This is a genomic window from Mycetohabitans sp. B2, from assembly GCF_021733735.1.
Lineage (GTDB): Bacteria > Pseudomonadota > Gammaproteobacteria > Burkholderiales > Burkholderiaceae > Mycetohabitans > Mycetohabitans rhizoxinica.
Map to the genome: position 1 here is coordinate 34,993 of NZ_JAHKSP010000034.1, position 22,311 is coordinate 57,303.

At 61.5% G+C, this 22,311-nt stretch carries 15 protein-coding genes, 1 tRNA gene and 2 pseudogenes; 7 read left to right on the top strand and 11 right to left on the bottom strand.

All coding sequences use genetic code 11. The annotated features are described in order from the left end of the window. The first annotated feature begins 55 nt into the window (after positions 1 to 55). The 4 genes from msrB to KPG66_RS07345 are packed head-to-tail and all read left to right on the top strand — an operon-like array spanning position 56 to position 2,206. Entirely contained in the window at positions 56 to 541 is a 486-nt protein-coding gene (msrB, locus tag KPG66_RS07330; protein WP_013435414.1) for a peptide-methionine (R)-S-oxide reductase MsrB, read from the top strand. Positions 542 to 570: 29 nt separating this feature from the next. Further along, positions 571 to 1,101, top strand: coding sequence for a septation protein A (locus KPG66_RS07335; protein WP_041753560.1), 531 nt, complete (start codon positions 571 to 573; stop codon positions 1,099 to 1,101). A 4-nt stretch (positions 1,102 to 1,105) separates the two neighbouring features. Beyond that, positions 1,106 to 1,414, top strand: a complete 309-nt coding sequence (locus KPG66_RS07340; protein WP_013435416.1) for a BolA family protein — start codon at positions 1,106 to 1,108, stop codon at positions 1,412 to 1,414. Between the two features lie 9 nt (positions 1,415 to 1,423). Continuing rightward, positions 1,424 to 2,206, top strand: a complete 783-nt coding sequence (locus KPG66_RS07345) for a peptidylprolyl isomerase (protein ID WP_013435417.1) — start codon at positions 1,424 to 1,426, stop codon at positions 2,204 to 2,206. Between the two features lie 146 nt (positions 2,207 to 2,352). Here the strand turns inward: KPG66_RS07345 and purL are convergent, their stop codons facing one another. Further along, on the bottom strand, positions 2,353 to 6,408 hold the full coding sequence (gene purL, locus KPG66_RS07350) for a phosphoribosylformylglycinamidine synthase (protein ID WP_041753562.1): 4,056 nt from the start codon (positions 6,406 to 6,408) through the stop codon (positions 2,353 to 2,355). 504 nt (positions 6,409 to 6,912) lie between these two features. Here purL and KPG66_RS07355 point away from each other — a divergent pair. Both KPG66_RS07355 and pgi read left to right on the top strand, forming a co-directional pair. Next, positions 6,913 to 8,505 carry an NAD(P)H-hydrate dehydratase gene (locus KPG66_RS07355; RefSeq protein WP_013435420.1) on the top strand — a complete coding sequence of 531 codons (1,593 nt, stop codon included), beginning with the start codon at positions 6,913 to 6,915 and terminating at the stop codon, positions 8,503 to 8,505. A 147-nt stretch (positions 8,506 to 8,652) separates the two neighbouring features. Continuing rightward, positions 8,653 to 10,278, top strand: coding sequence for a glucose-6-phosphate isomerase (pgi, locus tag KPG66_RS07360; protein ID WP_041753567.1), 1,626 nt, complete (start codon positions 8,653 to 8,655; stop codon positions 10,276 to 10,278). An 8-nt stretch (positions 10,279 to 10,286) separates the two neighbouring features. Here the strand turns inward: pgi and KPG66_RS07365 are convergent. Next, positions 10,287 to 10,654: pseudogene (locus KPG66_RS07365) on the bottom strand (ABC transporter ATP-binding protein); the annotation flags it as partial. Between the two features lie 375 nt (positions 10,655 to 11,029). On the opposite strand from KPG66_RS07365, the gene KPG66_RS07370 reads away from it, so the two are divergent. Then, positions 11,030 to 11,362 (top strand): hypothetical protein, encoded by a 333-nt coding sequence (locus KPG66_RS07370; protein WP_013435425.1) that lies wholly within the window; start codon positions 11,030 to 11,032, stop codon positions 11,360 to 11,362. A gap of 35 nt (positions 11,363 to 11,397) precedes the next feature. On the opposite strand, the gene KPG66_RS07375 is transcribed toward KPG66_RS07370, so the two are convergent. The 9 genes and pseudogenes from KPG66_RS07375 to clpP form a co-directional block, all read right to left on the bottom strand. After that, on the bottom strand, positions 11,398 to 13,314 hold the full coding sequence (locus KPG66_RS07375) for a SurA N-terminal domain-containing protein (RefSeq protein WP_013435426.1): 1,917 nt from the start codon (positions 13,312 to 13,314) through the stop codon (positions 11,398 to 11,400). Positions 13,315 to 13,562: 248 nt separating this feature from the next. Further along, complete coding sequence (locus KPG66_RS07380) at positions 13,563 to 14,792, bottom strand: MFS transporter (RefSeq protein WP_041754291.1); 1,230 nt, start codon at positions 14,790 to 14,792, stop codon at positions 13,563 to 13,565. A gap of 323 nt (positions 14,793 to 15,115) precedes the next feature. Further along, positions 15,116 to 15,191 (bottom strand) — tRNA-Val (locus KPG66_RS07385). A gap of 604 nt (positions 15,192 to 15,795) precedes the next feature. Then, positions 15,796 to 16,227 (bottom strand): DUF29 domain-containing protein, encoded by a 432-nt coding sequence (locus KPG66_RS07390; protein ID WP_013435432.1) that lies wholly within the window; start codon positions 16,225 to 16,227, stop codon positions 15,796 to 15,798. A gap of 181 nt (positions 16,228 to 16,408) precedes the next feature. Then, a pseudogene (locus KPG66_RS07395) lies at positions 16,409 to 16,641 on the bottom strand (IS5/IS1182 family transposase); the annotation flags it as partial. A 388-nt stretch (positions 16,642 to 17,029) separates the two neighbouring features. After that, positions 17,030 to 17,302: an HU family DNA-binding protein gene (locus KPG66_RS07400; protein WP_013435434.1), complete on the bottom strand. Its 273-nt coding sequence runs from the start codon at positions 17,300 to 17,302 to the stop codon at positions 17,030 to 17,032. A gap of 294 nt (positions 17,303 to 17,596) precedes the next feature. Then, on the bottom strand, positions 17,597 to 20,014 hold the full coding sequence (gene lon / locus KPG66_RS07405) for an endopeptidase La (RefSeq protein ID WP_041753573.1): 2,418 nt from the start codon (positions 20,012 to 20,014) through the stop codon (positions 17,597 to 17,599). Positions 20,015 to 20,211: 197 nt separating this feature from the next. After that, a complete protein-coding gene (gene clpX, locus KPG66_RS07410) occupies positions 20,212 to 21,483 on the bottom strand; it encodes an ATP-dependent Clp protease ATP-binding subunit ClpX (RefSeq protein ID WP_237070426.1) in 1,272 nt (423 codons plus the stop codon). Between the two features lie 160 nt (positions 21,484 to 21,643). Then, on the bottom strand, positions 21,644 to 22,297 hold the full coding sequence (gene clpP, locus KPG66_RS07415; RefSeq protein ID WP_041753575.1) for an ATP-dependent Clp endopeptidase proteolytic subunit ClpP: 654 nt from the start codon (positions 22,295 to 22,297) through the stop codon (positions 21,644 to 21,646). Positions 22,298 to 22,311: the final 14 nt, after the last annotated feature.

Sequence of the window (22,311 nt, forward strand, 5' to 3'; positions counted from 1 at the left end):
GTGGTCGTCACTGGCAAGCGTGTCCACGCTCATTTATTAGCAGGAAGCTTCCATCATGGCTGATATCCCTCACCCTTCCCGTCCAACAGACCCAGCACACCCGGCCACGTCTGACACGGCAGGCGAGCCGCTCGCCGCGGCGGCGCCGCAGCATACGGTGCATAAGTCCGAGGCCGAGTGGCGCGAGCAACTCGCGCCGATAGCTTACGAAGTCACCCGCCGCGCGGCAACCGAGCGTCCGTTCACCGGCGAGTACTGGGATCACTGGGAACGCGGCGTCTATCATTGTGTTTGCTGCGGCACACCGCTGTTCGAATCATCAACGAAATTCGATGCAGGCTGCGGGTGGCCCAGCTACTTCAAGCCGATCCATGGCGAAGTCATGACTGAGAAGACGGACCGCTCGCATGGCATGCTGCGCGTCGAGGTGCGTTGCAAGGTGTGCGACGCGCACCTCGGGCACGTGTTCAACGACGGCCCCGCGCCCACCGGGCTGCGCTATTGCATCAACTCGGCTGCGTTACAATTCGACCCCAGCTAAACCGATGCCCGTTTGCCACAACCGCCACCATGAAACTCCTGTTTGACCTGCTACCGATCGCGCTTTTTTTCATTGCCTTTAAAGTATGGAACATCTATGTCGCGACCGGCGTGGCGATTGCCGCCGTGCTGGTGCAGGTGGCGTGGTCGGCGTTTCGCCATCGGCGCGTCGACCCGATGCTATGGGTGAGCCTGGCCATCGTCGTCGTATTTGGTGGTGCGACCCTGGTGCTGCATAACGACACGTTTATCAAGTGGAAGCCGACCGTGCTGTACTGGGCATTCTCGCTGGCGATGCTGTTTTCGCAATTTGTGCTGCGCAAGAACCTGATCCAGAAGGCCATGAGCGCGCAAATCAAGCTGCCCTCACCGGTCTGGGACCAGCTCAACGTTGCCTGGGCGCTGTTCTTCGCGGCGCTGGGTATCGCCAACCTGTTCGTCGCGTACCGGTTCTCGACCGATACCTGGGTCGACTTTAAGCTGTTCGGCACGACTGGCGCGATGCTTGTGTTCATCGTCGCGCAGAGCCTATGGCTCGCCCGGCACATGAAGGAAGAATAAGCCAATGACCGATGCATTCCTGACCACCTCGGCCGAGCAGCGCATCGCGCTGATCCGCGAGCGCCTGGGCGCCGCCCTGTCGCCGCTTGCGCTGGAGGTCCGCGACGACAGCGCACAGCATGCCGGACATGCCGGTGCGGCCGCCGGCGGCCACTATACGGTGACCATCGTTGCGGCCGCATTCGACAGCCGTACCCGGGTGGCCCGGCACCGGCTGGTGTATGATGCGCTCTCTGATGCGATGCAGCGCGGCATCCATGCGCTGTCGATCCATGCATACACGCCAGAAGAATTCCATTCGTCTCCCCGTTAGGATATTCTGATGATCTTGAGAAAAGCCCGCTTGTGGGCCGCGCTCGCAGGTTGCGTGGCGGCACCCGCATTTGCCCAAAACATTGCCGTGGTTAATGGCACACCGATACCGAAAGCACGTGCCGACGCGCTGGTCAAGGAGCTGACGCGCCAAGGGCAACAGGACTCGCCGCAGCTGCAGGTGATGGTTCGCGAGGAGCTGGTCAATCGCGAGTTGCTGATGGAGGAAGCGCTGCGGCGTGGCATCGCAAACCGGCCCGACGTGAAAGCGCAGATTGCGCTGGCCGACCAGAGCGTTGTGATCCGCGCGCTGATCGACGATTTCCTGAAGAACAACAAGCCCAGCGACGACGAAATCAAGGCGCGCTATGAGCAGTTGATCAAGCAGGCCGGTGGCGGTAATGAGCTACACTTGCATCACATTCTGGTGCCGGACGAGCAGCAGGCGAAGGAGCTGATCGCCAAGATCAAGGCGGGTGCGAGCTTCGAGGACCTCGCGAAGCAACATTCGAAGGATCCGGGCTCGGCCAAGAACGGCGGAGACCTGGACTGGGCGAACCCGCAAAGCTATGTCCCCGAGTTCGCGGACGCAGCGGGCAAGCTGAAAAAGGGCGAGGTGACGTCAACGCCCGTTCATACGCAGTTCGGCTGGCATATCATCCGGCTCGACGACTCGCGCGCGATCCAGCCGCCGCCGCTGGACCAGGTCAAGGCGCAGGTTGCGCAACAGCTGACGCAGGAAAAGCTGCAGCAATTCAACGCCGAATTGCACAAGAACGCAAAGATTCAGTAATACGCGGTCCAGTAATACACAAAAGGCGCCGCCATGCCCGCGGCAGCGCATCCCAGCCTGCAAATGGCCGCCTAGTAGGCGGCCATTTGTCTATTCAACACCCCGTAACAAAGCGGCCGGCGCGCCGCGCGCGCGGCCAAGCGTGGTCAACCGACCCAGCGCCGCGCGTTGCGGTACAGTCGCAGCCACGGACTTGCCTCGCCCCACTCTTGCGGATGCCAGCTCATTTGCACGGTCCGATGTACGCGCTCGGTATGCGGCATCAGGACGGTGAAGCGTCCGTCCGGGGTGGTCACCGACGTAATGCCCTGCGGCGAGCCGTTCGGATTGAATGGGTAGCGCTCGGTTACCACACCGTGATGGTCGATATAGCGCATCGCGACCTGTACGCTCGACAGATCTCCTTGTTGCGAAAAGTCCGCATAGCCTTCGCCGTGCGCCACAGCAACAGGCAGTCGAGAGCCCTCGAGCCCGGCAAAGAAAATCGATGGCGATTTTTCAATCTGCACAAATGAAAAACGTGCCTCGAACTTCTCGGAGCGGTTGCGCACGAAGCGCGGCCATGCTTGCGCACCGGGAATCATCGACGCGAGGCTGCTCATCATCTGGCAGCCATTGCAGATGCCGAGCGCAAACGTATCGGGCCGCGCAAAGAACGTGGCAAACATATCCGTCAAGCGTGCATTGAAGCGAATCGTCTTCGCCCAGCCCTCGCCGGCGCCCAGCACGTCGCCGTACGAGAACCCGCCGCACGCTACCGCACCGGCAAATTGTGAGAGATCGGCGCGACCCTCGATGAGGTCGCTCATATGCACGTCGTGCGCGTCAAAGCCAGCGCGGTCGAACGCGTAAGCGGTTTCCAGATGCGAGTTCACACCTTGTTCGCGCAGAACGGCCACGCGTGGCCGCTTGCCGCTCGAGATGAACGGCGCCGTTACGTCCTCTTGCGGATCGAACGTCAGGTGCGGCACGATGCCCGGGTCTGACGCATCGCTCAACGCCTCATACTCGGCGTCCGCGCACGCGGGGTTGTCGCGCAGCCGCGAAATGCGCCAGCTGACTTCGCTCCAGACCCGGTGCAGCTCGGCGCGGGGTGCCTCGTAGATCTTCTTCGCGTCGCGATAGATCTCGATCACATCGCGCTCGTTCAGCTTGCCAATCACGTGGCTCGCGCCCGATAGACCGAATTCGCGCAGCGTCGCCAGCACGCGATCGCGCTCGACGGCGCGCACCTGCAGCACCGCGCCGAGCTCTTCACAGAACAACGCACGCAGCGTCAAGTCGTCACGGCGTCCAGCCGTCTGGCGCGCCCAGTCCTTCGCGTCACCATAGTCGAACTCGTGCCCCTGCTCGAGCGTGAGCATATCCACGTTCAGTGACACGCCGACGTGACCGGCAAAGGCCATCTCCGCTACCGTCGCAAACAGGCCGCCATCGGAGCGGTCATGATACGCGAGCAGCTGGCCGTCTCGGTTGAGCGACTGAATCGCGTTGAAGAAGCGCTTCAGGTCTTGTGCATCGTCCACGTCCGGCACGCTGTCGCCGACCTGTTGCGTAACCTGTGCGAGGATGCTGCCGCCGAGACGGTTGCGGCCGCGGCCCAGATCGACCAGGATCAGCACCGAGTCGCCGACGTCGGCTACGCTGCGCAACTGCGGCGTCAGATGGCCGCGCACGTCTTCCACGGGCGCAAATGCGGAAACGATCAACGACACCGGCGCGACGACCTCTTTGTCAACGCCGTCCTCGCGCCACTGCGTGCGCATCGACAACGAGTCCTTGCCAACTGGAATGTCAATGCCCAACGCCGGACACAACTCCATGCCAATCGCCTTGACGGTGTCGAACAATGCCGCGTCCTCGCCGACACTGCCGCATGCGGCCATCCAGTTCGCCGACAGTTTCAGGCGATCCAGCGACGCGATTGGCGCAGCAGCGAGGTTCGTAATCGCTTCGCCAACAGCCATCCGTCCCGAGGCCGGCGCATCGATCACCGCGAGCGGCGTGCGTTCGGCCATCGTCATCGCTTCGCCACGGAAACCGGCATAGTCCATCGCGGTAATCGCGCAGTCGGCCACCGGCACCTGCCAAGGGCCGACCATCTGGTCGCGTACGGACAGACCGCCGACCGTGCGGTCGCCGATCGTAATCAGGAAGGACTTGCTTGCGACAGTCGGGTGCCTCAGTACCTGCGCGGCCACTTCCGACAGGTTCAAGCCAGTGACCTCTACCGGTGCGAACGAGCGATGCTCGCGCGTGACGTCGCGATGCATCCGCGGCGCGTTGCCGAGCAGCACGTCCATTGGCATGTTGACCGGCATGCGTGCTGGGTCGGCGGTGTCGGCCACGGCATCGTCGATCAACTGCAACTGGCGTTCGTCGGTCGCGACGCCGACCACCGCCATCGGGCAGCGTTCACGCCGGCAAATCGCCTCGAACGCGGGCAGGTCATTGGCCGCGATTGCAAGCACGTACCGTTCCTGCGCCTCGTTCGACCAGATCTCGCGCGGCGACAACCCACTCTCCTCGAGCGGCACGCGCCGCAATTCAAAGCGTGCCCCCTTGCCAGCGCCGTCAACGATCTCCGGAAACGCGTTGGACAAGCCGCCCGCGCCGACGTCGTGGATCGACAAGATTGGATTGTCGTCCCCGCGTTGCCAGCACGCGTTGATGACTTCCTGCGCACGGCGCTGGATCTCCGGGTTGCCTCGCTGCACCGAATCGAAATCGAGCTCGGCGGTGTTGGCTCCGGTGGCCATCGAACTGGCGGCGCCGCCGCCCATGCCAATGCGCATGCCGGGGCCGCCGATTTGCACCAGCAGCGCGCCGGCCGGCACATCGTGCTTGTGCGTATGCGCGTGCGAGATATTACCGATGCCGCCGGCGATCATGATCGGCTTGTGGTAGCCGCGCACGCGCCCGCCGACGTTCTGCTCGTAGACGCGGAAATAGCCGCCCAGATTGGGCCGGCCGAACTCGTTGTTGAACGCGGCGCCGCCGATCGGCCCGTCGATCATAATCTGCAGCGGCGACGCAATGCGCTCGGGCCGGCCATAGCGGCCGGCGGCGTCATCGGGACGGCGCTCGGCAAGCGGCTGTGTGGCGTCGCGCGCGTTTTCCCACGCTTCAATTGCGTCTGGCAACTCCAGATTGGACACCGAGAAGCCGGTCAGCCCGGCCTTGGGCCGCGCGCCGCGTCCGGTTGCACCCTCGTCGCGGATCTCGCCGCCGGCGCCCGTCGCCGCCCCCGGGAATGGCGAAATCGCCGTCGGGTGATTGTGTGTCTCAACCTTCATCAGCGTGTGCGTCAGCGCCTGCACCGGCGCATAGCGCTGCGTGTCGCCGCTGGCAAACCAGCACTGCGCGAGGCCGCCCTCCATCACCGCGGCATTATCCGAATACGCGACGATCGTGCGTTGGCCGCTGAGCCGGTGCGTGTTCTTGATCATCTGAAACAGCGACAGGTCCTGGGGCTGGCCGTCGATCGTCCACTGCGCGTTGAAGATCTTGTGCCGGCAATGCTCGCTGTTGGCCTGCGCGAACATCATCAGCTCCACGTCCGTCGGATTACGCGTAAGCTTCGTGAACGCCTCGACCAGATAATCGATCTCGTCGTCGGCAAGCGCGAGTCCGAGCGCGGCGTTTGCCGCCACCAGCGCGGCCCGTCCCTGCCCGATCACGTCCACCGACTGCAGCGGCTTGCCGGGTAGCGTGTCGAACAGCTGGCGCGCCTCGTCAACGGTGGCTACCACGCTTTCGGTCATCCGGTCGTGCAGCACTGCCGCGATCTGAGCCCGGGCCGCGCTGTTCAACGTCTTTTTCGTGCCGAGCAGCCCGGACAGGCCGCTCTTGAGCATCACCGCGTACTCAATGCCGCGCTCGATACGGTGCACGTTGTCCAGTCCGCAGTGCCGGGCAATATCGGTGGCCTTCGACGCCCATGGCGAAATCGTGCCGAGCCGCGGAATCACCAGGAAAGTTTCGCCGCCGTCATCGGTCGGCGCCGGCTCACCGTACTCGAGCAACGCGGTGAGCCGCGCCGTGTCGGCATCGTCAAGCCCAGCATGCGCATGAACGAAATGGACGTAGCGTGCACGCACGCCGGCCACGGCCGGTTCGATGGCCTGCAGGGTTTGCAAGAGGCGGTTCTGACGGAAATCGGACAGTGCCGAAGCGCCGGGGAAGCACGAGAAGTGAGCCATGGGGCGTTGCATCGAAGGTTGCTGATCGTCTTGTCGACCAAAGCACGCTGCGCGGTATGCCGGGCGGCATGGCGCCACGCGCCGGGGAAACCACAATTATACCGCGCTGCGCCCGCCGGCCACGACAGCGATCGCGGCCGGCGGTACCAATGCTATGTGCGCCGGTCCGCACTCTGTTGGCATTGGTGGGTCCCAGACGCCGCGCATTTGCGCAGCGCTAAACTGGAGCGACATGGTGCTGCTGTCGCCCGACAGGCTGCCGCTGGTCGGCGCGATAGCCCACCCGCGGGTGTTCGTCAATTGCGCGTACGGCCCTGTCGCCTGGGCGCTGTCGCATAGCTCTGCTACAGTGATAGCAGACCTCGTGTCGGGGAAACCGCCGGCTTTGTCGGCTGCGCCGCTAGCGGCGCTCTCGCCTGGACGATTCGCCGGCTAGCGGCGCTGACGGCCAGTTCGGGCGCTCGCGCGGCAACACCTGCCCCCGTTGCTCATTAAAGGCCTTGCATGACCGACCCTGTTCTGTCCGCCGCCGGACGCAGCGCACGCACTGCACCGCCAATCGATGCGCGCGATCGTGCGGTGCCACTGTACGACGTGGCTTCGCTGCGCCAGATCGAAGCGCAGGCCACCCGCTCCCTGCCCGCTCGCACGTTAATGGCGCGTGCCGGCCGTGCGGCCGCAGCCGTGCTGCTCGACAATGAGGTGCCGGTGCACGCCGCGTGGATCGCAGTGGGGCCTGGCAATAACGGTGGCGATGCATTGGTTGCCGCGTGTGAGTTGCGTCGCGCCGGCGTACGCGTGCATGCGTGCATGCCACGCGAAGTGGTCCCGGACGACGCGCGCTGGGCGTTGCAACTCGCGCGCGAAGCCGGCGTGCCGATCGGCACGACGATTCCGGACACGCTACAGGGATTCGACTGGGCACTCGACGGGTTGTTCGGCATTGGCCTGGGCCGGCCGCTGGACGGCGAGTTCGCGCGCATCGCCGCGCTGTTGTCCGAGCATGCGCGCCAGGGCGCGCGCGTGCTGGCGCTCGATGTGCCGAGCGGGCTGGACAGCGATACCGGCAATGTGGCCCATGATGGTGCCGCGGTGCGTGCCACCGATACCATCACGTTCATTGGCGCGAAACCAGGCTTATATATGGCGCATGGGCCGGACCTGGCGGGACGCGTGTGTATTGCGCCACTCGAGCTGACCGCCGCGCTCACAACGCCTGCCGGCCTGCCGCCATTCGACGTGCCGAGGCTGAACGCACCGACGCTGTTCGCGTCGCGGTTGCCCGAGCGCGCGTTGGCCTCGCACAAGGGCACGTTCGGCACGCTGGCCGTGCTCGGCGGCGCGACAGGCATGGGCGGCGCCCCCCTCCTGGCCGCGCGGGCTGCACTGTACTGCGGTGCCGGCAAAATCCACGTCGGCTTGCTCGATGACGGCGTGCCGCCTTATGATCCCGTCCATCCGGAATTGATGCTTAGCTCGATCCACACGCTGGCCCTGGACGCAACGAGCGCACTGGCCATTGGGCCAGGGATGGGGCGGGACGAGCGCGCGGCACGCGTGCTCGCTGACGTCCTGTCGTTGAACGTGCCGATCGTCGTGGACGCCGACGCGCTGAATCTGCTCGCCCACGACGCCAGCCTGGCGGCCCGGCTCGCGGGTCGGCAGGCGGCGACGATCATCACACCGCATCCGCTGGAAGCAGCACGGCTGCTCGGCGTGGACGCGGCGAGCGTGCAGCGTGACCGGCTCGGCGCCGCCCGGCGCCTGGCCGAGCGGCTAAACGCGGTGGTGGTTCTTAAGGGGAACGGTACCGTAATCGCCGGGGCGCGCGACCCGAGCCATCGGCCGCTGACGATTAACCCGACCGGCAACGCGGCCTTAGCAACCGGCGGCACCGGCGACGTACTGTGCGGGATGATCGGCGCGTTTGCCGCGCAGCGCATGCCGCCGTACGAAGCCGCCCTCACCGCAGTTTACTTGCACGGTGCGGCGGCCGAATCGCTGTGCGCGGACGGCGACGGGCCGGCCGGATGCACCGCCGGCGAGCTTGCGCCGCGGGTACGACGGCTGCTTAATACCCGCTTCTACACGCGTTGATCGCGGCCGAACGGACGACTCGAAGATGTCGCCGTGCATCGTTATACTGGATGCCAACGCGTCACGATTCGCAATCGCCCGCGCCGGCACGCGCAAAGACGCGGACCGGCGGCGGCTTTTCTTTCGTCACAGAGACAAGCAACGTCCATGAGTTTGAATTCGCTTCCCGCCTGGTCTGCCCTTGCCGCCCACTATGAATCGATTCGCGATGCTCATATGCGCGACTGGTTCGCCCCCGCGAATGATCCGGCGCCCACGCGGGCGGAGCGCTTTACCGTCAGCGGCGGCGGGCTAACACTGGATTTTTCGAAGAACCGCGTGACCGACGAGACGATCGCGTTGTTTGTTCAGCTTGCTCGCGAAACTGGTGTGCAAACGCGACGCGACGCGATGTTCGCTGGCGAAATCGTGAATCCGACCGAGCGCCGCGCCGCATTACACACGGCTTTGCGGGCCTCGGACGCGAATGCGCCGTACGCCGCGCAAGTCAACGCAGAGCGCACGAAAATGGCGGCCTTTGCTGAACGGGTGCGCAACGGCCAATGGGTGGGACACACTGGCAAACCGATCCGGCACGTCGTCAATATTGGCATCGGAGGCTCGGATTTGGGACCGAAGATGGTTACGCACGCATTGCATCACCTCGCGACACCGAAGATCCGCACCCACTACGTGTCCAATGTCGACGGTGCTGACCTGCAACGCGTGCTAGAACAGATCGATCCCGAACAGACATTGGCGATTGTTGTATCGAAGACGTTCACGACATTGGAGACGATGACCAACGCGCGCTCACTGCGCGACTGGTTCCTGCGCAGCGGCTGTGCGCCGGACCAGTTGGCCCGGCATTTTGTCGGCGTGTCGGCAAACCCGCAGGAAGTGGTGCGTTTTGGCATTGCACCCGACAATGTGTTCGAAATGTGGGACTGGGTCGGCGGACGCTATTCGCTGTGGTCGGCGGTCGGATTGTCGGTGATGATCGCAATCGGTCCCGAACACTTCGATCGATTGCTCGCGGGCGCCCATCTAATGGATGAGCATTTTCGCCATGCGCCATTGGAACGCAACCTGCCGGTGCTGCTCGGGCTGCTCGGCGTCTGGTACCGCAATTTCTTCGGTTCACAAAGCTACGTTGTCGCGCCCTATTCGGAGGCGCTGCACTTCCTGCCAGCGTACCTGCAGCAGCTGGAGATGGAGAGCAACGGCAAGTCCGCGACGCTGGATGGGCACTTCGTCGATTATCCGACTTCGGCGGTGACCTGGGGCGAGCCCGGCACGAACGGCCAGCACGCGTTCTTCCAAATGCTGCACCAGGGGCCAACGATCGTGCCCATCGACTTCATTGTGTCGCTCACGCCCGAGCATCCCTTACCCGGTCATCACGAAAAACTGCTAGCGAATTGTTTTGCTCAAGGCGAAGCGCTGATGCTAGGACGCACCCAGGCAGAAGCGGAACGCATCGCCGGGCCTGAACAGACGGCACTCGTGCCGCACATCGTTTTCCCGGGTAATCGGCCGACGAACACGATCCTGCTCGACGAGTTGAATCCCCAATCGCTCGGGGCCCTGATCGCGCTGTACGAGCACAAGACATTCGTGCAAGCCACCGTGTGGAACATCAATCCGTTCGACCAATGGGGCGTCGAACTGGGCAAGATACTCGGCAAGGTCGTCGAGGCGGACCTGATCTCGACGTCGTCGGTCGATCCGCACAAGCACGACTCGTCTACCAGCGCGTTGATTGCCCGCGCGCGCGCGAAGCTCCGATCCTGAAAGTAAGACTAGGCAAGCCGACCTGCTTCGAGTGTCAAGATCGCGTCACAGCGCTGAGCAAGCTCCGTATCGTGTGTCACGAGCACCAGCGTTGCGCCGCTCGCGCGGTTCAGCTCGAACATCAGGTCGGCCACCACGAGCCCCATTAGCTACGTCAAAGCTACCGGTGGGCTCGTCGGCGAACAAGATGTGGTTCGATCACGAACGCGCGCGCCAGCGCAACGCGCTGCTGCTCGCCGCCCGACAAGTGCTTCGGATAAGGGTGAATCCGCACCGCCAGGCCAACACGCTCAAGCAGCGAATGCGCGCGTCGAGCCGCATCACGCGGTTGCGCGGTGCCCGTCAACTCCAGCGGCAACATCACGTTCTCCAACGCGAAGTGGATCATCGGCGAAGCGCGTTGGCGCGGCGCCCTCGCCCGCGAGTTGCGTGTGCCGCTGGTGCCGTTCCTGCTGGCCGGCACTGAAAGCGATCCGACGTTGTTCCAATCAGCCCGCCGCACTCGCGGCCGATCGAGTCACGAGCGCGGTGCATCAACGCGTCAACACTGCCGGCCATTCCCCACCACTGCACCAATAAATCGACTGTTAGCCTGTGCGGGCACGCGGATTGCAACAGCACCGCGGGGCGGCGACTTCATGCCGGCTGGGAAGCGCGGCTCATCGATCGAACGGGATTACTGCTCAGCCGTTCAATCCGATGCCGCCGCCCTCGAATGGTCCGACGCTGAGCGCTTTTATAAGGAGTTAACATGAAATACTTGCCGATTCTCGCCGTGTCGGTCGCCGTTGCCGCTTGTGCGGCTCAACCACCGGCGGGCGTGCAGCCGGTTGGCAAGAGCGCACGCTCGCCTCAACAAGTCGCGCAATGCGTGTCGCAGAAATGGGCTGACAAGTCGCAGCAGCCCGTTACGCTACAGAACAGACTCGCGAACGATCAGGCGTTCGACGTGCTGCTGCCGGGGGAACGCCCCGGGGGTGCCGCGCTGGTCATCCAACCCGATCCGTCCGGCAAGGGGTCGTGGGTCGGCATCCGCGGCAGCGGCTATCGGGACGCGACGGCTGACGTGAATAGCTGCCTGTAGCGGCGCGCCGTGCAGCGGCCGGCCGCTGCGCGGCGTCACTGGCTCGCCGCGGCCGGCGTACCGTACAGCTTCACCCGCGAGCGGGCGCGCAATGCATCGACATAGCTGGCCCATTCAGCGTCGCCGAGCACTTGGCCGATTTGCAGTTGCGCGCCGCTTAAGCGTTGCGCGTCGATGCTCGACGGCATATCCACCGCGTTCACACGGTAGATCGCATAGCCGGCATCACCCAGATCAACGCCGACGTAAGCAGGTAGCTTTTGCGGATCGACTTTGAATATCGCGGCAACCGCTTGCGGCGGCACCCCTCGCGTATCGGCCCGCGTCACTTTGGTGACGGCCGAAAATCCAGCCGTGGACTCCGATTTCTGGACTTCAGCTAGTTTCGCTTCGCCTTGCTGACGAGCTTTATCCGCCGACAGCTGCGCGACTACCTTTTGCCGCACTTGCGCTGCGACCGTGTCGTACGGTTGAACGGAGGCCGGCTTGTAGTCCACCACGCGCGCCGATACGAGCGTATTGTTGCCGACATCGATCGCCGGTGTGTTGTGCTTGCTCTTGACGGAGTCGTCAGCAAACACGGCGGCAAGCAGCTTCGGATTGTTTAGTGGGCGCGTCAGTGGCAATGCTGGATTGCCTTCCCGCATCAATGTCGCGGTCTGGATTGTCAACTTGAACTTGTCTGCGGCCGGCTTCAAGCTATCGGACTGCTCGTAGACCATGTTCGTGAACGCCTCGGCTTGTTCCACATAGGCCTTGGTGGCCTGCTCGGCCTTCAACTCGGTCGCGATCGTCGCCTTGACCTCGTCAAACGGCTTGGTCTGTTCCGGCTTGATATCCGTCACCTTGATGATGTGATAGCCGAAATCGCTTTGCACGATGCTGCTGATCTGGTCCTTTTTCAGCTTGAAGGCGGCGTCGGAGAACGGCTTGACCATCATGCCCGGCCCAAAGAAGCCGAGGTCGCCGCCCTTGTTCTTGGAACCGGGGTCGTCCGAATTCTGTTGCGCCAGCTTGGCAAACTGCTCCGGATGCGCGGTGACCTGAGCGAGAATCGACTCGGCCTTCTGCCGAGCCTTGTCGCGCTCCGCCTGGCTCGCGCTGGCGGCAACCGCGATCAGGATGTGGCTGGCGCGCACTTCGCCGGGCGTCTTGAACTTTGCTGCGTGGTCGTCGTAGTACTTCTTCAGTTCCGCCTCGCTCGGCTGCGCGCGCTGCGCGAGTGCATCGGCCGACAGCATCAGGTACTCAACGCTCGCGCGCTCCGGCATCGCGAACGCGTCATGGTGCGCATCGTAGTATTGCTTAAGCTGTACATCGCTCGGTTGTACCTTGTCCGCATAGTCGGTCGCACGCAGCATCAGGCCCTGCACTTCACGGCTCTGTTCCGACAGGCTCGCCAGCTGCTGCGCGAGGGACTTGGGCGCAAACGCGCTTGCTTGGATGCCGTCCGGCAACTGGCGGCTCGCCAATTGGTAGCGTACACGCTCGTCGAACAATTCCGGCGTCATGCCTTGCATCGCCAACAATTGCTTGTATTGGTCCACGTCATACGTGCCGTCGGGCTTGCGCAACGCGGCGATCGCCGGGATGCTTTGCTCCGCACGCAGCACTGCTTGGTCAGACGCGCTCAGATGCAGGTCCTCGGTTGCCTTGGCCAGCACACGCTGCTGCACCAGGCTATCGAGGATCGCACGACGCATTTCTGGCGTATCAATTGCCTTTGCATCGAAGTTTGCGCCCAACACCTGGCGCGCGCGATCGAGCTGCTCGCGCATTGCACCCTCGTATTCGGCCCGGGTGATCTTGCGGCCGGCGACACTCGCGACGTCCGCGCTGTCATCAAAGAAGTTGCGAAAGCCCTGAACGCCGACGAAGCCGAGCCCTGGTGCGATGAGAATCACCAACAGGAACATCATCAGGCGCTTGTGGTTACGAAAGAAGTCGAGCATGAGATCGATTGGGTACGTTACGCAGCCGGCAAGGCCGACAATCAACAAACGCTCGATATTACCTTACCACGACGAGCGGGCAAATCGCGTGGGCGGCAAAGTAACTGACTGCGTCCGCTGAAACGGACGCGGCAGTACGGCGCAGCATCGTGCCGTGCCTGTGCAGTGGCGGTCACAGAGCCGGGTTTGGTACGTTGACGTCCGCCGTCATGAGGGCCATCGCCCTGCAGAAAAAACCGCGGTGTTGTTCAAACCAGCGTGCCGCGCCTACTCGCCGCCGTAAAACCAGCCAGCACAAGCGCTGCCAGTGCGAGTGGGACAAACGACAGCCAGAGTACCGTGTGCCATCCGTAGGCCGTCAGCAGGCCGCCTGACAAGAAGGACCCGAAGGCCATCGTTCCGAACACGATAAAGTCATTAAGCGACTGCACTCGCACCTTCTCTTCCGGCCGATGGCATTCGAGCACGAGGGCTGATGCGCCCACAAAGCCGAAGTTCCACCCGACGCCGAGCAGAATAAGCGTGAGCCAGAAATGCGCCACCTCAACACCGAGCAAGCCTGTCGCGGCTGAAAGCGCGATGAGCGCCAGCCCCGCCGTGACGACCCGCCCTGCACCGAACCGCACAATCAGGGTGCCCGTGAAGAAGCCTGGTGCGTACATCGCGATCACATGCCATTGAACACCAAGATTGGACGACGCCTGTGATAGGCCGCACATTTGCATCGCCAAAGGAGCGGCTGTCATGAGAAAGTTCATTAACAAATAGGAGACGACCGCACAGATCACCGCGGTAACGAACTGGGGCTGGCGCACGATGGTGGTGATCGGGCGGCCGCCGGCAACCTCTGTCATGGTCGGCCTCGGAAGACGGACCCCTTGCAGGAGGAATGCAGACAACACGCCCACCCCCGCTTGCGCCAGAAAGGTCGCCGCGAATGGATACGGTGTCCACAGGCTCATGGTCCCGGTAACGAGCTGAGGACCGATGACCCCGGCAAAAACCCCACCTGCCATGACGAACGATAGTGCACGTGAGCGCTGATCGTGCGGCACGCAATCTGCGGCGGCGAAGCGGAAGGAAAGCACCACGGCCGCATAAGCGCCGCCGAAAAACGTCGCGACGCAAAATAGCCAGAATGAGCCCAACATGACAGCCCAAGCCGCAAGCAGGCCAGCAAGTACGCCGCATCCGGCGCCAATCATGAAAGCGGCACGGCGGCCCCAGCGCTGGGCGATCGCCCCGGCTGGCAACGATGATGCGGCCATCCCGACGACAAAGACCGAGATCGGCAGGGTCGCCAGAGCATGACTGGGCGCGAGCGTGTTTCCGACGATCGCCCCCGTCGCATATATGACGGTCGAGTTCGCGCCGGCGAGTGCTTGCGCGATGGTGAGCCTGGCGACATTGCCCTTTGCGCGCGCGTAAAGAGCCGACGAGGACGCGTCAATCGTGGTGCCGGCACTGACTTCTGACATAGGATTCCCCCTGATAATCGCGGCCTCGCCGCGGTCAAGCACAGCCTTGCCGATCTGGGTCATTCGAGAAACCGTGTCCCCGGTCCGGTAAAGCAACAATCACGCGTCGACAAACGAGATAACTCGCGAAGTCGCGCGCGCCGACAACGTGGCCACTACCGGTGATGCCAAGCAGGCACCAAGTGGCAGCCAAACTTCATTGCTTGCGATGCTTTTTTCTTCGACAACACGAAACAAAAAACCCGCATTGCCAATAGCCATGCGGGTTTCCAGTACGGCAGCAGTCTTCTTCAGACCGCGCGGGACAGCTTCGCAAAACGGGATGGTGGGTGCTGAGGGGTTCGAACCCCCGACCTACGCCTTGTAAGGGCGCCGCTCTACCAACTGAGCTAAGCACCCGTTCGCCGTCGCGTCCAACAGAGCTGATTAGTTTAGCGCACCTTTGATCGCTTTACCAGCAATTTAATAGCAAAAAATTGTACAGTTGGGGACGCCGCCACGCCGGCATCACAGACGGTACGCTCCAAACAATCAAACACGGTAGCATTTCGAAAGCTAAAGGGTTACTCGCAATTAGCGACGTCGGGCAAGGCTAAATTCACAATGGCGTTCCGGCGCTATTGGGTCGAGAATTATCTACATACCGGCCCGAGGATTTAAGCGTACTACGGATGCACGGCGATTCTATGTACCCTGCGCTGCACGACGATGACAATATCCTTATCAATCAATCGTTTACTTCTTCAAGTACGGCATCTATGTTATTCAAGTGAATGGTCAGATACTTGTGAAGCGGCTGCAACGCTTGCACGGCCCTTATCTTCGGGCCATCTACGCGCACGCACACTACCCACCCTATGAGGTGCCGATAGAAGACGCGAATGATCAGCAAAGATTCGCTTTAATCGAGCGCGTGCTGTGGTACGGGCGGCAATTGTAAGGCCGCCCGCCGCATGAGCGTGCGTTGGCGTAGTTGCATCCTGCGCGCACCCATCCATTACAGTTAATCAGGGTAGAACGACACGGACAGCACCTGATCCATCGACCACGGGCAGGCGTCGGGGAACACATCCAAGCCGGTCTCCTCAACGGCCTTGGAAACTGCATCAGCCCAAGTCCGGGCAATCCAGTTCTGATTGGACAAAGAGTTTTTAAGGCTAGGCGTATCGTTTAGCGCGGCGTCCAATGCCCGCCGTTGCTCCTTGATCGTGCGTTGCCAGCTTGAACCCCGTCGGCCCGACTGGTACTGCCACTTGAGCAGGTGAGCCAGAAGCACAGCCATCCGGTTCGCCAATTCACGTTGTTCGCTCTTGCCCACGTCCTCGATCTCCTCCGCGATGTGCTCGATGTCCAGAGCCGAGAACTGACCGGCGCGCAGCAGTGCGGCCTGTTCGTTGGCCCACGCCACCACGTCCTGTTCGTACTTGGTTCCCATTTACGTGCTCCACTAAGCTCAAAGCGTGTGAGGTTTTCATTATCACACACAGAGAGAGAGACCCACACTACCATTTGGCTCCCAAAAACAGCAGCGGATGTGACGTGTCCGCTGCACAAGCAACCATGAACAATATAATAACTAGTTCGTCCTGAACAATTAACTCTGCTCTGCGGTAAGTTCATGCCGCCGGCGCCATGTAAGCCTCGCGATTGAGCAGAGCAACCCGGATCAGGGCGTAAAAAAGCCGCAGCTTCCTGAAAATCATCCGCAGGTTGTGGCCGGCGCCGCACAGCACTGCATGGATGGCATTGCCTAGCGCCCCTTTAAGCCAGTTGCGATCGAGCTTGCCGTCTGCTTCATATGGCCAATGACCGGCTCGATTGCACTGCGCCGCCGGATCATTGCCCGCAATATAATCTCGCTGACGGCTTCCTACACCATTGTTTAGTTTGACTATTTTATTAGGCAGAAAACGCCCACACCTGCTTCCGGCCGTCTGTCCATACCATTTTCTAAGTTCTGGGGACAATACAGCAGGCCCCTACATGGGAATTCAAGTGCGAGCGCGGCGGCACGGGGCTCGCGGATTAGCAAAGCAGAGTTGGAGCCAACGCTCATTGGATCCCTTGCGTGGGAAGAAAAATCAAGGTGCAATTACAAGACACTGAGATAAGAATACAGTATTTGGATTAATGCATAATCTATTGATTTAATTATTTTTTATTAGTTACGCCTTATAGGAGTGCTGTTCTATTAACTGCGCTAAGCACCCGTTCGACGTCCTGTCCAATAAAGCCTATTAATTTAATGCATCTTTCAACGCTTTACCAGCACGAAACTTCGGCACTTTAGCCGCCTCAATCTTGATTGCCGCGCCAGTGCGGGGATTGCGCCCGGTGCGTGCGGTGCGCGTACCCAGTGCAAACGTGCCGAAGCCAACGAGTGTCACGCTGCCACCCTTCTTTAACGTCTCCTTGACGCCATCAATTAAGGCGTCCAGTGCGCGTCCCGCAGCGGCCTTCGAAATATCCGCTTGTTCTGCAATGTGATCGATCAGCTCCGTCTTGTTCATTCTCCACCCCTCGCGTTAGTCGGGTATGAGTTGTGGGCACATTCGTTGTGCGCCCGGGGTGATGCGCCGGCCGCGCGGAGCCATTAAAAGCAACTGAAACCGTCGTGTCAAGGCGATTCGCAGGCGTCTTCTGGAGATCTCCCTGAGCCCAAAAGAAAGCACCCCGCAGCTCACGCATGCAGGGTGTTTGAGCACATGATTGGGCCGCAGCAACCGGGTCGCCGTCGCCTCTTCACGCCACGTCACAGCACAACGCATCCAACGCATACGCGGCGTGGATGCGCCACGCCGATTTCAGTGCTTGACGACTTCGCTGCCCGCCTCCTTCGTCTGGCCATCCGCGACCGGTGCAGGCTTGGCGTCGTCTTCCGGCAGCGCATCCGGCATCCGTTCGAGCGCCAGTTCCAGCACCTTGTCGATCCAACGTACCGGCACGATCTCGATGCTGTTCTTCACCGCGTCCGGAATCTCGGCGAGATCCTTTACATTCTCTTCTGGAATCAGCACGAGCTTGATGCCGCCGCGGTGCGCAGCCAACAACTTTTCCTTCAATCCACCGATCGGCAGTACTTCGCCACGCAGCGTGATTTCACCGGTCATCGCCACGTCGGCACGCACCGGGATGCCAGTCAGCCCCGACACCAGCGCAGTCGTCATCGCGATGCCCGCGGACGGACCGTCCTTCGGCGTCGCGCCTTCCGGCACGTGAATGTGGATGTCCTTCTTCTCGAACGCCGCATCCGTGATGCCCAGCCGACGCGAGCGCGAACGCACGACCGAACGGGCAGCCTCGACGGATTCCTTCATCACGTCGCCGAGCGAGCCGGTACGAATCACGTTGCCCTTGCCGGGCATCAGCGCCGCCTCGATCGTCAGCAAGTCGCCGCCAACTTCCGTCCATGCCAGGCCCGTGACCTGGCCAATCTGGTTTTCCTTTGCCGCCAGCCCGAAGTCGAACTTGCGCACGCCCAGGAACGTATCCAGGTTACCGCCATCGACCGTGATCGCGCCGTCCGCCTTCTTCAGCAGCAGCATCTTCACGACCTTGCGGCAGATCTTCGACACTTCGCGCTCGAGCGAGCGCACACCCGCCTCGCGCGTGTAGTAACGGATAATGTCGCGAATCGCCGCTTCGGTCACATCGATCTCGCCTTCCTTCAGCCCATTGTTGCGCTTTTGCTTAGGCAGCAGATAGCGCTGTGCGATGTTGACCTTTTCCTCCTCGGTGTAGCCCGACAGCCGGATCACTTCCATCCGATCCAGCAGCGGCGCCGGAATATTCAGCGAATTCGACGTCGCGACGAACATCACATCCGACAGATCGAAATCGACCTCGACGTAGTGATCCGCGAATGTGTGGTTCTGCTCCGGATCCAGCACCTCGAGCAACGCGGACGACGGGTCGCCGCGGTAGTCCATCCCCATCTTGTCGACTTCATCAAGCAGGAACAGCGGATTGCGTACACCCACCTTCGTCAGGCTCTGCAGGATCTTGCCCGGCATCGATCCGATGTAAGTGCGACGGTGGCCGCGGATCTCACTCTCGTCATGCACGCCGCCAAGCGCCATGCGCACGAACTTGCGATTCGTTGCGCGCGCAATTGACTGCCCAAGCGAGGTCTTGCCCACGCCGGGAGGCCCGACCAAACACAGGATCGGCGCCTTCACCTTGTCCACGCGTTGCTGGACTGCCAGATACTCAAGGATGCGCTCTTTCACCTTTTCGAGACCGAAATGGTCCTCGTCCAGCACGCGTTCGGCATTCGCCAGGTCGTTGCTGACCTTGCTCTTCTTGCGCCACGGCAGCCCGATCAACGTCTCGATGTAGTTGCGCACGACTGTGGCTTCGGCGGACATCGGCGACATCAGCTTCAGCTTCTTAAGCTCGGCATCCGCCTTTTTCTTTGCCTCCTTCGGCATACGCGCAGCCGTGATCCGCTTCTCGAGTTCCTCGATGTCAGCGCCATCCTCGCCCTCGCCAAGCTCCTTCTGGATCGCCTTGACCTGCTCGTTCAGGTAATACTCGCGCTGGCTCTTTTCCATCTGGCGCTTCACGCGCCCACGGATGCGCTTCTCGACCTGCAGGATGTCGATTTCGGCCTCGAGTTGCGCAAGCAAGTGCTCTAGGCGCTCAATGACAGGGAACATCTCTAGGATGTTCTGCTTCTGGTCCAGCTTCAGCGGCAGATGCGCAGCGATCGTATCGGCCAGGCGCCCCGCCTCGTCAATCCCGGACAGCGACGTCAAGATCTCAGGGGGGATCTTCTTGTTGAGTTTCACATACTGGTCAAACTGCGACACGATTGCGCGTCGCAGCGCCTCGGTCTCCGCGCTGTCGGCGCGGTCTGGCTCCAGCGGCATCAACTCGCACGAGAACATTGTCTCCTGCTCTTCAATCGACAACGTCTTCGCGCGCTGCAGCCCCTCGACCAGCACCTTCACCGTGCCGTCCGGCAGCTTCAGCATTTGCAGGATATTGGCGACACATCCGACCTCGTAAAGGTCCTTTTCGGTCGGTTCGTCCTTCGCAGCGGCCTTTTGCGCGACCAGCATAATGTGCTTGCCGCCTTCCATTGCCGCTTCGAGGGCCTTAATCGATTTCGGGCGGCCAACAAATAGCGGTATCACCATATGCGGGAACACGACCACATCCCGCAGCGGAAGCAGCGGCAAAGTGGTGCGTTCAGTCGGGAGAAGTTGGCTTCCTGACATTTCTATCCCCAGTGTGGAATCAATTCGTTCGAAAGTTGAGGCAATAACGCCGTATTGCAAGCTTCGGGGCGCGGACAGATGCAGAAACTTCCAATCCGAGTCGCAGGATGCGCAAAAGTTTTGGATCGCTCCACTTTAAACGAAACAAGCCGTCCACGTCGCCATGAACGGCCCCCGCCACGCAGGCGCGTCGCCGATCAATTGCTCCCAGCCACCTTTGGCGTGTCTTCATAGATCAGCAATGGTTTGCCATCACCGTCGATAACGTTCTCATCGATGATAATCTTGCTGATCCCTTTAAGCGTCGGCAGCTCGTACATCACATCTAGCAATGCCTGTTCCAGGATCGAGCGCAAGCCACGCGCGCCGGTCTTGCGGCGAATCGCCTTTTTCGCGACCGCCTGTAGCGCCGTGGGCCGAATCTCAAGCTCCACCCGCTCCATGTTGAACAGCTTATGATACTGCTTGACCAACGCGTTCTTCGGCTCGACTAGGATTTTCATCAGCGCGGCCTCGTCGAGCTTGCCCAGCGTCGCGACAACCGGCAAGCGGCCAATGAGTTCGGGAATCAAGCCGAATTTGATCAAATCCTCCGGCTCGACATCCCGCAGCACCTCACCTGCATCGCGATCCTGCTTGCTCTTCACACTGGCCCCAAAACCAATGCCGGTCTTCTCGGTACGATCCGTGATCACTTTTTCGAGGCCATCAAACGCTCCCCCGCAAATGAACAGGATGTTGGTCGTATCGACCTGGATAAAGTCCTGGTTCGGATGCTTGCGGCCACCTTGCGGTGGCACCGAGGCCATCGTGCCCTCGACCAGCTTGAGCAGCGCCTGCTGCACACCTTCGCCCGATACGTCACGGGTAATCGACGGGTTGTCCGATTTGCGGCTGATCTTGTCGATCTCGTCGATGTAGACGATGCCGCGCTGGGCCTTCTCGACCTCGTAGTTACAATTTTGCAGCAGCTTCTGAATAATGTTTTCGACATCCTCGCCGACGTAGCCCGCCTCCGTCAACGTAGTCGCGTCCGCGATCACGAACGGCACGTTCAGCAGTCTTGCAAGCGTTTGCGCGAGCAGCGTCTTGCCTGACCCAGTCGGCCCGATCAACAGAATGTTGCTCTTGGACAACTCGACGTCGTCTTTCTTGTCGAGATGCTTCAGACGCTTGTAGTGGTTGTACACCGCCACCGCGAGAATCTTCTTCGCGCGCTCCTGCCCGATCACGTACTGATCGAGAATCTGTCGTATTTCCAGCGGGCTGGGCAGGTCCGACCGGGTGATACCCACGTCGCCGGACGCGCCGGCTGCCTCGTCACGGATGATTTCATTGCACAGGTCAATGCATTCGTCGCAAATGAAGACCGACGGTCCCGCAATGAGCTTTTTGACCTCGTGCTGACTCTTTCCGCAAAACGAGCAGTACAGCAGCTTCTCGCTATTCGAACCTTTCTTGTCCGCCATAAATATATAAGCCTCCGGACACTTCTTTCACATCATACGCCGATTGACCACCCCCGGCAGTGCGGAACCGGTCATCAGTCCATTGTCGGCGGTTTTCTGGCGGCACCTATCGGTGAAATCCCGCCCAACCCAACAGCGGGTCCCTTTAACGAGTGCCGCATCACGGACGCTTATGCAGCACCTGGTCGATCAACCCATAGGCCTGCGCGTCCTCAGCTGACATGAAATTGTCGCGATCGGTATCCCGTTGGATCTGCTCAACCGGTTGCCCCGTATGCTGCGCGAGTAGGTTGTTCAGGCGCTCCTTCAGGAACAGGATTTCGCGCGCCTGAATTTCGATATCGGACGCCTGGCCGCGCGCGCCGCCCAGCGGCTGGTGAATCATCACGCGCGCATTAGGTAGCGCAATGCGCTTGCCTTTCGCGCCAGCGGCGAGCAGGAACGCGCCCATGCTGGCCGCCAGGCCCATACACAGCGTGGTCACATCCGGCTTGATAAACTGCATCGTATCGTAGATCGCCATGCCGGCCGACACTGAGCCGCCGGGGCTGTTAATGTACAGGCTGATGTCCTTGTCTGGATTTTCGCTCTCAAGGAACAGCAATTGAGCGACGACCAAATTCGCGGCCTGGTCGTTCACCTCGCCCACCAGAAAGACCAGCCGCTCCTTGAGCAGGCGCGAGTAGATATCGTAGGCACGCTCACCCCGGCCGCTCGTCTCGACGACCATCGGCACAAGGCCCAGGGCCTGGGCCTCAAAATCCCGGGGCGCGTGCGTGGCGAGTTGATTCAGCAAATCTGCGCGGAACGTCATGCGTCTGTCCTTCT